The sequence below is a fragment of the Caballeronia sp. LjRoot34 genome (assembly GCF_964253815.1).
GTDB lineage: Bacteria > Pseudomonadota > Gammaproteobacteria > Burkholderiales > Burkholderiaceae > Caballeronia.
Genome location: NZ_CAXUSB020000003.1, coordinates 408,966 through 422,969 on the forward strand (window position 1 = coordinate 408,966; position 14,004 = coordinate 422,969).

Sequence of the window (14,004 nt, forward strand, 5' to 3'; positions counted from 1 at the left end):
GAACTGCGAGGCGGCCCAATTCACCGTGAGACAAAGGAAGAATATGTCGGTAGATCGTCGTCACTTCTTGAAAGCCGTCGGCAGCTCGCTCGCCGTTCCCCTCGCTGCAAGTCTTCCTGCCGCGGTCCGCGCGCAGGCGCCGGTGGAGATTGTCATCTGGCAGTGGATTCCCAAGTTTTCGGATCAAGTCGATCTGTTCAACAAATCACAAAGCCGCATTCGCGTGGTGACCGCACCGGTCACCAATAGTGCGGACCAGTCGCTGAAGCTGCGCAACGCACTCGCCGCCCATAGCGGCGGCCCTGACATTGCAATGCTCGAATATGCCCATTTGCCGGCCCTGAATACAGTCAACGCTTTCCTCGATATCACGCAGGACGTCGCCGATGTTCGTGGGCAATTCGTGCCCAGCGCGATCTCGCAGTGCACCGTGAACGGCAAGACGCTCGGGTTGCCGCTCGACGTAGCGCCGATGATCCAGATGTACCGCGCGGACATTCTGGGCGACTGGGGAATCAACGCGCCAACCACCTGGGACGAATTCGCCGCGGCCGCGGAAAAGGTACGGACAAAATCGAGCAACCAGTATCTGACCAACATGTTCCTTACGAGCGCGGGATGGACCACGGGCATGATCTGGCAACGCGGCGCCCGGGGCTTCGAGATCGACGGCGACAAGATCTCGATCAACCTGAATGGCGCACCTTCCAAGTCGTTCTCGGACTACTGGCAACGCTTGATCGATGCCAAGCTCGTGAGCACCGAACCGGATTCGACGGCCGATTTTTTTCAGGCGCTCGATACCGGCCGCTATTTGCAGGTCATGGCCGGCTGCTGGTTCCCTAACTACGCCCGCACCAATGCAAACAAGAGCTTTGGCAAATGGCGCGTCGCCAAGATGCCGCACCTCTCGGCACAGAACACCCTGAGTACCGCTTTCGGCGGATCGATGTTTGGCGTGTTTTCAGGAACGAAGCATCCGAAGGAGTCGCTCGAAGTCATCAGGTACATGATGTCCAACCGCGCCCCCACCGAACTCTATGTCCGCGAGCAATTTCTCACACCGTCCACTCGCAAACTGATCAGCGACCCCGGCATCCGCGAGATCGAGCAGCCCATGTGCGGCAATCAAAAGGTCAATGAAGTGAACTTCGCGGCCATCGGCGAGATGACCGTACCTTACAGGTTTTCTCCATTCGAAGACTACGTCCAGCAGGTCATGAACGACGAATTGCCACAGGCCGCGAAAGGCGCGCGCACCCTGTCGAAAGCGTTCGACCGGATTCAGGACCGGGTTGTAGCGTATGCGAAGGATCAGGGTTTCACCGTTCGAGCTTAGCGGGCGAAACACGCGATTCCGCCTTGCCCTGACATCACGCGGAATCGGCTCTTCGGATGACATCCTGCCGGGCTGGAACTGCATCACTTCACGACCCGGCAGACCCAGGTAGCCAGATGCAAGGAGCGGTCATTGATGAACACAGGTGTTCAAAAGCATATGGCACACGAAGCACCGGCGCGTCGTCACCTTATCAAGGCACGCTTCGATAAGCTGAGGCTTGCCCCTTACCTGTTCGCACTTCCATTCTTGTTGTTCTTTCTTTGCTTCATTATTTTTCCCGCACTCTACGCGGGGTACCTGAGTCTCTTCAAGACGGGCATCGTCGGCGGTCAACATTTCGTCGGCCTGGAAAATTACGTCCGCGCGCTGAACGATTCACGTTTCTGGGAAGGGGTGCTCAACGTTTTGCACTTCGGCGTCTGGATGGTACCGATCCTGATAGGGGCTGCACTGCTGTCTGCGCTGATCCTCGACAGCGATATGGTTCATGGAGCGTCTATCTTTCGAGTGGGTATTTTCATTCCCTACGCTATTCCGGGCGTCATAGCGACCCTGGTTTGGGGATATCTCTATGGGCCCAATTACGGATTGATCACACAGCTATGCCAGATGGTCGGTATTCGGCCGCCTGACCTCCTCAGCAGCGGCAACATTGTTACGTCCATAGCCAATATCTCGGTGTGGCAATACCTGGGTTACAACTTCATCATCTTTCACGCGGCACTTCAGGCTGTTCCAGAGGACCTGATGGAGGCTGCCGCACTCGACGGGGCGAACCGGTGGACCGCCGCCCTATACATCAAATTACCGCTCATCCGTGACGCCGTCATCACGGCACTTCTGTTTTCGATCATCGGCACCGTGCAACTGTTCAACGAGCCGTTCCTGTTGCAGCCCGAGGCGCGCGATGTCATCACCAGCAATTTCACGCCGAACATTTTCTCGTACTCCCTCGCGTTCCGTAGCCAACAGTACAACTACGCAGGTGCCGTCTCCTTTCTGATTGCGCTCATAACCGGTCTTTTGTCTTACCTGTTCCTCTGGCTGAGCAGCCGCAAAAAAGGAAAATCGCAATGACAATGGCTGGCTACCAAACGGCAAGCTTCTACCGCTACCGGCGCCTGAACACGCTGCTGATGTCGGGCGTGCTGGTGTATTCGATTTTCCCGATCGTCTATCTCCTGATTGCCTCGACGAAAAACGCTCGCGAGTTGTACACGACCTTCGGCCTCTCGTTCGGCGAATTTCATCTGCTGCAGAACTTGCGAGACCTGGCCGCGTACGACGGCGGCATCTATTTTCGATGGCTAGCCAACACGCTCCTCTATTCAACCGTGTGCGCGTCTGGCGCTACCTTGCTTTGCGCCATGGCGGCTTATGCCTTTGCCAAGTTCAAGTTTCCCGGCCGTGATGCACTTTACAACCTGATCCTCGGCGCTCTGATGGTGCCGCAGACGGTGCTCGCGATCCCCATCTTTCTGATGCTGGCGAAGGTGGGCATGGTCGATACGCCCTGGGCGGTCATCCTTCCGATGATGCTCTACGTCCCCGGGGTTTTCCTGATGCGCGTCTACATCGAGCAAAGCGTACCGACCGAGTTGCTTGAGGCCGCGCGTATTGACGGCGCGAGCGAATTCGTGATTTTTTCGAGGATTGCCCTTCGGCTCATGGCGCCCGGCCTGATTACCGTCTTCCTGTTGTCGTTCGTACAGACCTGGAACAACTACTTCCTGCCGCTCGTCGTGCTGAACTCGACACAGTACCTGCCGATCACGGTCGGGCTTTCGAACTGGTACTCCATCGCACACAACGCCAGTGGCGGCGAGACGCTCTTTACCATCATCCTGACCGGCGCGACGATCAGCGTCCTGCCAACCATCCTTGTCTTCGTCTTCATGCAGCGGTATTGGCAGCGGGGACTAACCGCGGGCGCCGTGAAATGACCGCCGTGTATCGACCTATGTCGCTTCTCAATCACCGAAACAGGACATTGCAACACCATGACGCCATCCACCTACAAGCTTTCGTTTCAGCTGTATTCCACTCGAAACTTTCCACCGCAAGACGATGTGCTTGAAGGACTTGCCGCCATGGGCTATGACGCGGTCGAACCCTGGCTGCCGGACTTCGCCACCGACGCTAAAGGATTCCGCAAGCGCATCGACAATGCAGGGCTCGAGTGTCTTGGTTTTCATATGCCGTTGAAGGGCCTTATCGAAGAGCCGATGAGGTATATCGACATCGCGCACACCCTGGGGGATTCACCGCTGATGATCCCGCCTTACGTCGTGCCGGAAGAGCGCCCCTTCGACGCGGACGGATGGCGCCGAATCGGCGAGCAGCTCGCAAAAGGCGCCGAACTGGCGCAAGCCAACAACCTCCGCGTTGCCTGGCACAACCACGACTTCGAATATCGGCCCCTCGACGATGGCTCCCGGCCGATCGACCTGATGCTCGAAGCGGCCGGAGAGAATGTCGGTTTTGAAATCGATTTTGCGTGGGTGACACGGGCATGGGCCGATCCTTACGCAGAGCTAAAGAAATATGCTCCCCGGATTCTCGCGATTCAGTTGAAAGACACCGCCCCTCCGGGTACGTCCGGCGAGGGAGGCTGGACGCCCCCCGGCGACGGCATTGTGGACTGGGATGCACTCTGGCCTCTGTTCGCCACCACGCCCGCCGATCATCTCGTCGTCGAGCACGACAACCCGGCTGACTGGCGCCGCGTCGCGCAGCGCGCACACGATTTTGTCGTCTCGAAAGGTGCGAAACGCAATGACTAACGGACGCACGAAAATCGGCATCATCGGCTGCGGGGACGTGCTCGACATGTATATGTCGTCGTCTCTCGCGTTTCCGACAATCGAGGTTGCAGCGCTCGTAGACAACGATCCCGTCAACCTCAAAGCCCGCTCCGATCAGTTCGGAATCCCAGGCATGAACCTGGACACCCTACTGAGCAGAGACGACGTCGAGTTCCTGGTCAACCTGACACCTCCCGCAGCGCACGCCGAAATATCTGAACGGGCCTTCGCAGCGGGAAAACATGTCTATAGCGAAAAGCCGCTCGGCGTTACGCTCGAAGAAGCAAAGCGTATCGTCGATTCCGCCCGAAAGTACGGCTGCAAGCTGGCAGGCGCGCCAGACACACTGCTAGGCGCCGCGCACCGGAAGTGCCGGCAACTCTTGGGCGAAGGGGTCATCGGCGAGATCGTTTCTGCATCCGCCGTCTTTATGACGCACGGCATGGAGCACTGGCATCCCGCGCCGAAAAACTATTTCCAGCCGGGCGGCGGCCCCGTCTTCGATATTGGCCCCTACTACATCGCTGCGCTCGTCTGCATGCTGGGCCCACTACGATCAGTCAGTGCAATCTCGTCCACCGGCTTCGCAGAACGTACTGTCACGGCGCACGGGCGGAATCATGGCCAGGTGATACAGGTCGGGACCCCGACGACTTACCATGCGCTGCTCCAATTTAGCTCCGGCGTAACGGCGAGTCTCTCGATGAGCTGGGATGTGTGGCACCACGGTCGCGGCGCGCCCATCGAGATCTACGGCACGGAAGGAACGCTCGTGGTTCCCGATCCGAATATGTTCGGCGGCACAGCTATTGTTCGCGACAGGAACGGACACGAGACTCCGTTTGATTCATCACAGTCTCTACTAGGCGCGCCTCACTGGAAAGTGAAAGACAAGTACAAGCTGGACCGCGAGATCGTGCTCACAAACTATCGGATGGCCGGGGCAGCGGACCTGGTAGACGCCGTGCGCACGGATCGTGAGCCCTTCACCTCGCCCACGCTGGTGCTGCACGTGCTGGATGCCATGGAGAGCATCCTGGTCTCCGCCCGGGAACGACATCCGGTGACGCTCTCGACGGCAGACGTGTCCCTCCCGCGGATGCCATCGGAAGAGGACATCGCCCGGATCGTCGGAAATTAGCGTTTGCAGGCGCGTGGCTGCCACGCACTTGTGAGCATCGAACACCCGATGCAATTCTTTTCGCGCGATGACAGTCGTCGCGCCCTTCACCGCGCCCTTCACCGTTGAGGCAAGCATGAGCGCCTACCTGTTTCGCAATGTCATCGTCTGGGACGGCATCCGGGATGTCCCGTTCGACGGCGAAGTGCTCGTCGAAGGAAATCGAATCGCCGCGGTTGCCGAGGGGCAAGGAAAGATCGAGCCCGCGCGTGCCGCGCATGTCGTCGACGGCGGCGGTCGATTCATGATGCCGGGCATGATCGACGGTCACTGTCATCTGAGTTTTGTGGGTCCCGCACGCAATCAGGATCTCGGTGAGATACCCCCGGAAGAGCACCTGCTCGGTACATGCAGAAACGCGACGCTGCTTCTCGAACACGGCTTTACCTCCTGTTTTTCGGCCGCGTCCGCGAAGCTGCGGCTCGACGTGGTCGTCCGGCAGGAAATTGCCGATGGTTTTCTCGCGGGCCCCCGATATCGGGCAGCCGGACCGGAAATTACCGTCACGGGCGGCCTGGGTGACGAGCGCAAGCAACATATCCACGCCGAGAGCTTCGGTCTCGTTGCAGATGGCGAAGACGAGATTCGCAAGGCCGTGCGACTGTGCTGTCGCGAGGGTGTCGACAACATCAAATTTTGCGTTTCGGGTGATGAGTTTGTCAGTCATGCCCGCGCGGAAGTGGTTTCAATGACGGAGGCAGAACTTCGCGCCGGTGTCGAGGTTGCGCATGACTGGGGGAAGTTGGTTGCGTGCCACAGTCGCGCGGCCGAATCGGTTAAACGGGCGGTGCGGGCAGGCGTCGATTGCATTTACCACTGTGACTTCGCGGACGAGGAAGCCCTCGACATGCTCGAGAGTGTGAAAGACCGGGTGTTCGTCGGGCCGGCCATCGGCCTGCTGCACAACGCGCTGTATGAGGGGGAGCGCGTCGGACTTTCGCGAGAAGCAGCAGAACGGATGCAGTTGCCACGCAAGATGGAACACACGGTCGCGACTTACAAGGAAATGCGCCGACGTGGTATTCGCGTCGTGATCGGTGGTGACTACGGGTTCACCTTGACCCCGATGGGCCAGAATGCGCGAGATATCGGCCACCTGATCAACCTTTTCGGCTATACCCCCGCCGAGGCGCTAAGAAGCGCGACAGCGGTGGGCGGCGAGTTGATGGGCTACGGTGGTGAACTCGGCGTTCTGCGGGCGGGGGCATTGGCTGACATCCTGCTGGTCGATGGAAACCCCTTGAACGATCCGACGGTACTCGTCGGGACCGAGCGTCTGTCGATGATCATGAAGGACGGGATCGTGCATGCGTCGTCACGTCCCTCGTCGAGCGCCCTTCTCTTCTCCGTGCCTGACCGGTGATAGTCGAAGCCTCTCCAGACCCGTTGAACATCCGGGCACATGTCGCCGGCTTCGACGCGTTCCTGGAAGACTACCGTGTCGCCAGCGAGCTGACCCGGCGAACGCGGCGGTCCCTGATCGACGTTTCTTATGGCGCCGCCGATAGGGAGCGCATGGATCTCTTTTTCCCGTCCGGCCCGGGCCCTCATCCTATTCATATGTTCGTACACGGGGGCTATTGGCGAGCATTCTCACGCAAAGACTATTCGTTTGTCGCCGACAGCATTTTGGACGCAGGCGCCATTGCGGCAATCGTCGACTACTCGCACCTTCCGATGAACCGCATGGGCCGGCTGGTTGGGCAGGTGCGCGATGCCGCGCGCTGGCTTGTCACTCATGCCGAGCGTCTCGGCGCCTCGCCCGGCCGGCTCAGCGCAAGCGGACACTCGGCGGGCGCACATCTGGCAAGTTATCTCGTCTCCCACGGCCCGCTAGATGACGTCAAATGGCCGGTGCAAATACAGTCGCTATTGCTCGTTTCAGGTCTATACGATCTGCGCTGCGTCGCAAGCAGTTTTCTCCAGCCTGAACTCCGCCTGACGCAAGATGAACTCTTTGGCTGGTCTCCCCTCAATGCCAATTTCGAACCTGCCAAAATGCCCCTGCTGGTCGTTGGCGAGCATGAGACAGCACCCTTTCACGATCAGGCCCGCCAACTCGATCCGGATCGGTATCTGTCTATCCGCGACGAAAATCACATGTCGATCGTGCGTACGTTGGGAACCCCCGGAACGCCCATGGCCAACCTGCTGACCGCCTGCATTCAGGGCTGCGAGACGGGCGGCTGATACTTCGATTCATTGAACGTGTGCCTGGCGCCGAGATAACGGACTTGTAGAGGTTTGCACGTTCCATAATCGACCACCGAGAAATATTGTTCGATGGAAACGACATGTGTTTTCGCTGCCGGGGAGTTTTTCTGTGGCCGCTGTTTGAGTATCCTTGCGCTCGACAAATGCTATCTCCAGGGCCGCGTAACGCGTGGCCTAAGCGTCGGCGGTGCCTGGCGACGGACATACTTGTACCTTCTCCTGACGTTCAGGGTCATCGAGCACAGCATGGCGCTGTGTCATTTTTATCGACAGCTTGTAGCCCAAGCCCCGGATACGCGGCGTACCGGGCACACGGAGACTCGTGAATGACGATGTTCCAAGCGGTTGGCGTTCTGCTAACCCTTATCGCGATCTTCGGTTTGATAAACCAGAGATTCCTGAAACTCCCTGATACGCTTGGTATTACCGCGGTCGGTCTTCTAGTCAGTCTCTGCTTCCTCGTCGCAAGCTACGGGAACCCCGATTTCGTTTCGAAGGCAAGACGACTGGTAGGTAACATTGACTTTTCGGACGTGGTCTTCCACGGTCTGCTCAGTTTCCTTCTGTTCGCGAGCGCCCTTCACGTCGACTTATCGAAGATGCGCACAGTGAAGCTGCCTGTCTTCCTGCTCGCCACCGCCGGCGTCCTCATTTCCACGGTCGCAGTCGGTACAGGGTTTCATCTGCTTACCTTTACTCTTGGGCATCCCGTTGGCTGGTTATGGAGTCTTGTCTTCGGCGCTCTCATCTCACCGACAGACCCAATTGCAGTCATGAGCGTTCTCAAGAACGCCGGTGCGCCCGAGAGCCTCAAGATAAAAATAGCGGGTGAGTCTCTATTCAATGACGGGACCGGTGTTGTTGCGTTCGTCACACTTGTTGGTCTGGCGACAGGGGCAACGGAATTCTCGGCTACGCACGCCGCAACCACTCTCGTTCGTGAGGTAGGAGGTGCCGCAATTGTAGGGTTGGTCCTTGGTTACGGTGGCTTTCGAATGCTGCGCGCCCTCGAGAGTTACGCGGTCCAGATCGTGGTGACCCTTGCGCTCGCGACCGCGGGATACAGCCTGTCTGAATTTTTGCATGTTTCCGCGCCACTAGCGATGGTAGTCATGGGTCTTGTAGTTGGAAATCAAAACTCCAAACGTGCCATGTCGGCGCGGACACGTGAACATCTGTTTGGTTTCTGGGGTCTCCTCGATGAATTATTGAACCTTGTCCTGTTTGCACTTATCGGGCTACAGGTCATTGCAGTTTCGTTCGAGATTAAAGTCTTCTGGGTAGCTCTTGCCACAATCCCTATTGTATTGGTGGCACGTGCCATCAGCGTGGCAATACCGCTAGCGACGCTGCGCAGCTTCCGCGAAGTCAATCCCCATTCGGTGAAAATCATGACTTGGGGTGGCCTGCGCGGAGGTATCTCTATTGCATTGGTTCTATCGCTTCCAGAGTTTCCCGGGCGAGAAATGCTTATAGGTGTCACCTACCTGGTAGTCGTTTTCAGCTTACTCGTGCAGGCCACTACTCTCGGTTCGCTGGTTAGGCACCTCACGGGATGCAGCGGGACATCGGCAAAGCGCGAAGCGACGGCTACTGGCGCGAGCTCGCGACCGCGAAACGTCTGAAACGGCATGATGAACCTGGCAATCCTTTCGCATCCCCTCCCCGGTATATACGTCCGTATATGGGTGGTGAAGGATCTGTTAATCGTTTCCCCCTGGATACGGCCGCATACGCTTCAGTCTGCCTGGCACCTATGTTATACGGTCGTATATTGAGGATACCCTATGGAAGCATCACTACACCCAACCGTAGAATAGCTTCCCCCCCTCGCTCCATCTACGCTTCAGTCATTGCGGCCCATGCGCTCCGGATGACCAGGTGATATATCCCGCACACCGTTCACCGTCCCCTGTGCAGAATTGCGATCGGCTTGCCTTCCCCTGCTGGCCGCTTCTCCTGACCATTTTCCTTTAACGCATCACCGTCTAAAAGGAATTCTCCGTGTCACACGTTCTGCATAGCTGGTTATTCGTGGGCTGTAACGCCTATATCGCGTGTACCTTCGTTTCCTCGCTCAACAAGAGCGCCTACCGGCGAACCATGGCCTTTTCCAAAGTCCGCCGTCAGTAGCCGTTGTGTCTTTTTCTCATGGTGTTCGATAACCGCTTCGACTATTACCTGATGAGAGGAAGTGATGTTAAAAAATGAACCCTGCCATGTTTGCGAGGAGCCTCTTTTGGAGACAGCCTCGGTGCACACTCCTGCCAGGCTACAGCCTGCGTGCCCACCACGGTCATACACGGCCGGCCCTGGCCGAGTCGGTCATCGTCGTCCGGCTTTCGGCGGTGCGCTGCCGGCTGGTACGGACCCGTGGGCACGCACGCTGTCTGCCCTCCTGCACTTCGCCGCCGTTCCGGAAGAGTTCCGTGAGGAACTCGCATGTCTCCAATTGAAGCATCTGTCGGCGAGACAGCCGGCATACGACCCCAACGCCCGGAGCTTTACCGTAAACGTCCTCGAATACCTGGCTAACAATCTCGTGGTCGTCTCCTGGCACGACCCAACGCTTTGCAACTATGAAGAGCAGGTTTGGTCCCCTGCTCTTGCACGCCACTCTGGTCAGTGCGCGCTGTCGGGAGAACACATTAGCAGAGGTGATTCGGTATACAAGCCCAGGACCCGGGGCCTGGTCCAGCCCCTCAATGGTGACGCGATGATTCGAGCGTCCGCACTTCGGCAAGTAGGCGACGGGTGAACGAGCGTAACGACTCGGTGTCCCGGGGTGTGGCCAACTCCCGGGACAGAAAAGCAGCGACTGGCCCGTTTTGCGGTGCCATAAGCTAGCCGGCCTTCCTTCCGGCTAGCATGCGTCCGTTGGAATAAGCACCGTCGAACGCCATGGCATTATCCGGCGCGCCCGACGAACCCGTAAGTCGATACCGACACTCGAGTTACGACTCTCGCCTGATGTCGTGCAGGTGTCAATCTGGCAAATGCGATCGTTCCGTGCAATGAGAAAACTTATTTGACCCACCGGACACGCATGCTTTCCTTCTGTGGCAGCCGCATTTAATTCAGCCTCAGAGACTCCCTGCCGTCGGAGGTTTTCTTATGTTCTCCACCGCGCGATGCGATAGAGCCTTCAGGGAACGACGCACAAAGAATTGTCAGCTTTTAGTGGCCAATGCGTTTCCAAACGACGGGTTTATCTCAAGGCGTGCGAGCAGCATACTTGCGCAGCCATGGCACGCGTAGCCATGCTGCGCCCCTTTTGGGGCCGCGGCACACCCATCTGGAACGGAACAACGATGCTGACAAGACAGGCGCTTGACTCGGGCGCCTACCTGGAGAAGTTCCGGTCACTGCCGAACCTCTGGACGTCGGAGCGAATCGAAGCCTCGCTCGCCGAGACTTTGAAGGAGCAGCCGGCATGCGTGAACAATGACGTGTGGATTTTCGCGTACGGCTCGCTCATGTGGAATCCGATGGTGGATTTCGATCGCAGGGACGTGGCGACTCTGCACGAGTGGCATCGCAGTTTCTGCCTGTCGATGACCATCGGTAGAGGCAGCCCGGAGAGGCCGGGAAGGATGCTTGCGCTCGAGGCCGGCGGACACACAACGGGCCTCGCATTGAGGCTCACGCCCAACACCATGCGCGAGGACCTCAAGGCGGTCTGGATTCGCGAGATGGTGCTCGGCTCTTATCGTCCGACGTGGGCGCCTGTCACACTCGAATGCGGCATCCACACTCACGCCATCGCCTTCGTCGCGAATACGGCAGGCGAGCAGTACAGGACGGATTCATGCATCAGCGCCGTCGCGCCCCTGATTGCTGCTGCGACCGGGCAAATCGGCAGTAATGCCGAGTATGTCTTCAGACTGTATGACTCGCTTTCACAGTGCGGGCTGCATGACAGATATATCGAAGCACTAGCCGGCGAACTCAAACGCCTCCGTCAGCACCCGCATCACGATTCCCAGGGTGCGCCCAATGCCACGGCGTGAGTCGCGGCTTGCAGTCCAAGTGAGTAACCATGGATAAACTTCAGGCAATGCACGTGTTCACTCGCGTGGTCGACAGCAATAGCTTCTCCGGCGCCGCCGACGGTCTCGACATGACACGCTCCTCGGTGACGACCATCGTCCAGAACCTTGAGGCTTATCTGAAGGTTCGCCTGCTCAACCGCACGACCCGGCGTATCAGCCTCACGCCGGACGGCGCCGCCTACTATGATCGCTGCTCTCGCATTCTTGCGGACGTTGAAGACTCCGAAAACTCATTTTCCAGTATCGGTGCGCCGCGAGGAAAGCTCAAAGTGGAACTGCCGGGGTCGCTCGGCAGGCTGATGGTCGTACCCGCGATCAGCGAGTTCCACGCGCGATACCCTGACATCGACCTGATGCTGGGCGTTGGTGACAAGGCGGTCGACCTTGTACAGGACGGCGTCGACTGTGCGATCCGCATGGGTCCACTACAGGATTCGACGCTGGTCGCGCGCCGCGTCGGCGTGTCGGAGTTCGTTACTGTCGCAAGCCCGTCCTATCTCGCACAGCATGGTGTGCCTCTCGCACTCAATGACCTTAAAGACCATTGCGCGGTGAACTATTTTTCGAGCCGCAACGGCCGGATAGTTGAGATGGACTTCGTGGTGGACGGCAAACCAGTTGAGATCAGGATGCGCTCAAAGCTCGTTGCAAACGATGGGGATGCCTACCTGCAATGCGGCCTGCAGGGGCACGGATTGATTCAGGTCCCGCACTTTCTCGCGCTGCCGCATCTTGCGTCAGGCGCACTGATCGAGGTTCTGCCAAAGTGGCGCCGGCAGCCTTTTCCAGTCTCCGCGGTGTACCCCGCAAACCGCCATCTTTCGCCGCAGGTGCGCGTCTTCGTCGAGTGGATTGCTGAGCTCTTCGAACGATGCCAGTTGCTGCGCAAGGGCGTGACCCCGTCCGGCGACCTTCAGCTACCGGTCAGCGTTTTGAATTCGATTGGGGGCACGTCGTCTGCCGGACCAACAAGGCTTTCTGATGTCCATGCCCGAGACATGGTCACGAGCGCCTTCGAATAAGAATCCCCCTGGACAATTCGATATGATCGAATTGTCTTGTCGAACCCACTTGATTTATCTTCGCGGTGCTTAGGTGGACGATGCCAACATCGAAAACAGATTAATTTTTCCTGTTGGCGCGTACGCGCTAAGGCACTGCAATGAAAGCGGCACTGGACATCTCGGACATTAGGATTACTGGACATGCGCAAGACGATGAGCCATGTTAGTCGGCTAGCCGAGCGTGTATGTCACGCCGCAGCTATGGCACTCGACGACGATCGAGGGCGCCACCGAGTCCCTGCCGGCCGCCTTCGCGCGCTCGCCGGGCACGAACTCCAGGCCCGACGCGTGATCCTGACCCGCGATAGACACATCGATCGAGCCGCAGACGAAGCACTCTTCGTGATCGATGAGTTTGGGCGTTGTGGCGAAGCCGCCCGCAGCCTTGCCAAATGCCAATAAAGAATGTTCCATGATGAATTTGTTCCGGTCGTGGTGAGCCCGGCGGGTGCCGCTACGCGGGATTCAACGGGTACGCGGCAGCTTTGACGCTGTATCGACAGTGACTGTTGCCGAGCGAGCTTGTCGTCTTGCCGGGTCACTCCGATGCCGTTGCTGTTTCAGCGCGGCTATTTTCGCGCGCGGGAAACTGGAGTAATGACGCTCGCGCCTGTTAAGGGAGCCAACAATCCGACTTCCTTCGGTTACGAGGTGCTGCTGCCGTTCCGCGCGGAAACTGCCGGGGCGGGTGTGAGTGTTGCGCCCTGCTGTGACGATTGCTCTTCCTGCAGAAACTTCGTTACCTGGGTTTTGGACGCATGGTCAACGAAACTCGGACCGCCGACAAGGGTAACGAGGAAACCGACTACGATCAATGCAATAGCCATTCTTTTCTCCATGAAGATATCCAGAACCTCCGGCCACTCGCAGCGGCAAGAATCAACGCGAACGATGCGCGAGCAAATCGCGAAACCATTTGAATCTCCAGATTGACGAATGAGTGCGTGGTCATGGCATGACCTTCAGTTGGCTTCTGGAGGCAACTCGCCTCCAGACAACACAAGCTTAATCACCCTGCCTCATCGGATAAAGATCAGTTTAACGAATTGATTTCTCTTTGCCGTCGAACAATCATGGCGCTTGACCGGCAGCAGTGCGCAGCGCTGACTGCGGAGTTATGGCGTGGGAATTGAGGGGTGCGGGCTCGCGTGCGGCTTTATACAGTCACCGAGGTGGCACAAACCGCTGGCATGGGCCATACAAGACGTCGAGTCTGATAGCTGCAGTGGCAGGCATGGCTCACGGCGCAAGGTGTATGAACGCAACCGTTCCAGATCATGTACCCATCAACCGCGTTATCGCCCGCTCAGGTTCATCTGGCGGGCGGTCAGGATCAAAAGCCATTTGT

At 58.1% G+C, this 14,004-nt stretch carries 13 protein-coding genes; 11 read left to right on the plus strand and 2 right to left on the minus strand.

All coding sequences use genetic code 11. From position 1 onward, the window contains the following. Positions 1-43: 43 nt before the first annotated feature. The 11 genes from ACSQ36_RS32825 (at position 44) to ACSQ36_RS32875 (ending at position 12,614) form a co-directional block, all read left to right on the plus strand. Positions 44-1,339, plus strand: a complete 1,296-nt coding sequence (locus ACSQ36_RS32825) for an ABC transporter substrate-binding protein (RefSeq protein ID WP_436185272.1) — start codon at positions 44-46, stop codon at positions 1,337-1,339. A 135-nt stretch (positions 1,340-1,474) separates the two neighbouring features. Beyond that, positions 1,475-2,419 carry a carbohydrate ABC transporter permease gene (locus tag ACSQ36_RS32830; RefSeq protein WP_436185273.1) on the plus strand — a complete coding sequence of 315 codons (945 nt, stop codon included), beginning with the start codon at positions 1,475-1,477 and terminating at the stop codon, positions 2,417-2,419. Continuing rightward, positions 2,416-3,285: a carbohydrate ABC transporter permease gene (locus ACSQ36_RS32835; protein WP_436185274.1), complete on the plus strand. Its 870-nt coding sequence runs from the start codon at positions 2,416-2,418 to the stop codon at positions 3,283-3,285. Before ACSQ36_RS32830 ends, ACSQ36_RS32835 begins: the two co-directional genes overlap by 4 nt. A 57-nt stretch (positions 3,286-3,342) precedes the next feature. Next, a complete protein-coding gene (locus tag ACSQ36_RS32840) occupies positions 3,343-4,125 on the plus strand; it encodes a sugar phosphate isomerase/epimerase family protein (protein WP_436185275.1) in 783 nt (260 codons plus the stop codon). Continuing rightward, a complete protein-coding gene (locus ACSQ36_RS32845) occupies positions 4,118-5,287 on the plus strand; it encodes a Gfo/Idh/MocA family protein (protein WP_436185276.1) in 1,170 nt (389 codons plus the stop codon). The genes ACSQ36_RS32840 and ACSQ36_RS32845 overlap by 8 nt, the downstream gene beginning before the upstream one ends. 115 nt (positions 5,288-5,402) lie before the next feature. Then, a complete protein-coding gene (locus ACSQ36_RS32850) occupies positions 5,403-6,689 on the plus strand; it encodes an amidohydrolase family protein (RefSeq protein WP_436185277.1) in 1,287 nt (428 codons plus the stop codon). A 23-nt stretch (positions 6,690-6,712) separates the two neighbouring features. Next, positions 6,713-7,516: an alpha/beta hydrolase gene (locus ACSQ36_RS32855; RefSeq protein WP_436185278.1), complete on the plus strand. Its 804-nt coding sequence runs from the start codon at positions 6,713-6,715 to the stop codon at positions 7,514-7,516. A 350-nt stretch (positions 7,517-7,866) separates the two neighbouring features. Then, positions 7,867-9,165, plus strand: coding sequence for a cation:proton antiporter (locus ACSQ36_RS32860; protein WP_436185279.1), 1,299 nt, complete (start codon positions 7,867-7,869; stop codon positions 9,163-9,165). A gap of 572 nt (positions 9,166-9,737) precedes the next feature. Next, complete coding sequence (locus ACSQ36_RS32865) at positions 9,738-10,298, plus strand: DUF3331 domain-containing protein (RefSeq protein WP_436185280.1); 561 nt, start codon at positions 9,738-9,740, stop codon at positions 10,296-10,298. A gap of 553 nt (positions 10,299-10,851) precedes the next feature. Beyond that, entirely contained in the window at positions 10,852-11,550 is a 699-nt protein-coding gene (locus ACSQ36_RS32870; protein ID WP_436185281.1) for a gamma-glutamylcyclotransferase, read from the plus strand. A 29-nt stretch (positions 11,551-11,579) separates the two neighbouring features. After that, positions 11,580-12,614 carry a LysR family transcriptional regulator gene (locus ACSQ36_RS32875; RefSeq protein ID WP_436185282.1) on the plus strand — a complete coding sequence of 345 codons (1,035 nt, stop codon included), beginning with the start codon at positions 11,580-11,582 and terminating at the stop codon, positions 12,612-12,614. Positions 12,615-12,827: 213 nt separating this feature from the next. Here ACSQ36_RS32875 and ACSQ36_RS32880 read toward each other — a convergent pair whose 3' ends face one another. Together ACSQ36_RS32880 and ACSQ36_RS32885 are read right to left on the minus strand one after the other, a co-directional pair. Continuing rightward, complete coding sequence (locus ACSQ36_RS32880; RefSeq protein ID WP_436185283.1) at positions 12,828-13,070, minus strand: hypothetical protein; 243 nt, start codon at positions 13,068-13,070, stop codon at positions 12,828-12,830. Positions 13,071-13,300: 230 nt separating this feature from the next. After that, positions 13,301-13,495, minus strand: coding sequence for a hypothetical protein (locus ACSQ36_RS32885; RefSeq protein ID WP_436185284.1), 195 nt, complete (start codon positions 13,493-13,495; stop codon positions 13,301-13,303). Between the last annotated feature and the right edge of the window lie 509 nt (positions 13,496-14,004).